Origin of the sequence: Phocaeicola sp. RTP21198st1_B8_RTP21198_201120, assembly GCF_040929485.1 — a bacterium.
GTDB lineage: Bacteria > Bacteroidota > Bacteroidia > Bacteroidales > Bacteroidaceae > Phocaeicola > Phocaeicola dorei.
In genome coordinates this window covers 914-1,407 of sequence record NZ_JBCOCI010000348.1, presented here as the reverse complement: position 1 = coordinate 1,407, position 494 = coordinate 914, and the positions used below count along the sequence as shown (strand labels likewise).

The following is a 494-nucleotide window of genomic DNA, read 5'->3' as shown; positions in this document are numbered from 1 at the left end:
CCATAGCAGTTGGAGCCACTATTTATTTCGGTTCGGAGCAAAGTCGCCGCCAAATAGTGGAAGTATCGCAAGCTTTTGAATATGCTCATGAACTGGGAATGGCTACCATTTTATGGTGTTATTTGAGAAACAGCGGTTTTAAGAAAGACGGAACCGACTATCACGCTGCAGCCGACCTGACAGGCCAAGCCAACCATATCGGAGTAACGATCAAGGCTGACATCGTAAAACAAAAACTTCCGTCCAATAATGGTGGCTTCAAAGCCATCGGCTTCGGAAAAACAAATGAGCGCATGTATACAGAACTGACAACTGACCACCCGATAGACCTTTGCCGTTATCAGGTAGCTAACGGCTATATGGGACGCGTCGGACTAATCAACTCGGGTGGTGAATCTCATGGAGAATCCGACCTGCATGATGCTGTTATTACAGCAGTAGTGAACAAACGTGCTGGCGGTATGGGGTTGATTAGTGGTCGGAAAGCCTTCCAA

General features: G+C 47.2%; 1 pseudogene. It reads left to right on the top strand.

The window, feature by feature from the left end:
* A pseudogene (locus tag AB5935_RS26170) lies at positions 1–494 on the top strand (fructose-bisphosphate aldolase); the annotation flags it as partial.